Here is a 1,127-nt window from a genome sequence, read left to right on the forward strand (position 1 = left end):
ACGGCGGGGTAAGGCTTTTAGGCATACCAACTGTGACAGACCGTTTCATCCAACAAGCAATTGCCCAAATATTAACGCCAATCTTTGACCCTACCTTTTCTAAAAACAGCTATGGCTTCCGACCTAACAGGAGTGCCCATAATGCGGTGAGAAAGGCAAAGGGATATATCAAGGAGGGGTTCCGTTGGGTAATTGATATGGACTTAGAGAAATTCTTTGATAAAGTCAATCATGACAAATTGATGGGAATACTCGCTAAAAGAATTGAAGACCGCACACTCCTCAAACTAATCCGGAAATATCTTCAATCAGGTGTAATGCTTAATGGGGTAGTACAGTTAACGGAGGAAGGCACTCCGCAAGGAGGACCTCTCAGTCCTCTCCTTTCAAACATAATTCTTGATAAGCTGGATAAAGAATTGGAAACCAGGGGGCATAAATTTGTCCGTTATGCGGACGACTGCAACATTTATGTTAAATCATTAAAAGCAGGGGACCGTGTAATGGAGTCCATTACGACGTTTATTGAGCAGAAACTAAAGTTGAAGGTAAACAGGTATAAATCGGCAGTTGACCGTCCGTGGAAACGAAAGTTTCTTGGTTTCAGTTTTACCTGGAATAAAGAGCCGAAGGTGCGAATTACGAAAGAAAGCATTAGACGCTTCAAGACGAAGATTCGAGAACTTACCTCTCGGTCAAAACCTTTTCCTTTGGAAGTAAGGATTGAAATGTTAAACCGCTATCTAACAGGATGGTGTGGGTACTTCGCTTTGGCTGACACACCAAGCAAATTCAAAGAATTCGATGAATGGATAAGAAGAAGGCTTAGAATGTGCGAATGGAAACAGTGGAAGAAACCTAAAACCAGAGTTAGAAAACTGATTGGTTTAGGTGTCCCTGATTACAAAGCGCATGAATGGGGTAACTCCAGAAAGAAATATTGGAGGGTCGCATGTAGCCCAATATTACACAAAACCCTCGATAATTCCTATTGGAATAAACGAGGGTTGAAAAGTCTATATAATCGTTATGAAATTCTTCGTCAATCTTAATAGAACCGCCGTATACCGAACGGTACGTACGGTGGTGTGAGAGGTCGGGGGTTAGTCACCCCCTCCTACTCGATT

At 42.2% G+C, this 1,127-nt stretch carries 1 protein-coding gene; it reads left to right on the forward strand.

Annotated elements, in window-relative coordinates; all coding sequences use genetic code 11:
- On the forward strand, positions 1–1,052 hold a 1,052-nt coding region (gene ltrA / locus KHB02_RS29625), incomplete at its 5' end, for a group II intron reverse transcriptase/maturase (RefSeq protein WP_241114205.1).
- Between the last annotated feature and the right edge of the window lie 75 nt (positions 1,053–1,127).

The organism is Neobacillus citreus, assembly GCF_018343545.2.
In the GTDB taxonomy this organism is placed as follows: Bacteria; Bacillota; Bacilli; order Bacillales; family Cytobacillaceae; genus Neobacillus; species Neobacillus citreus.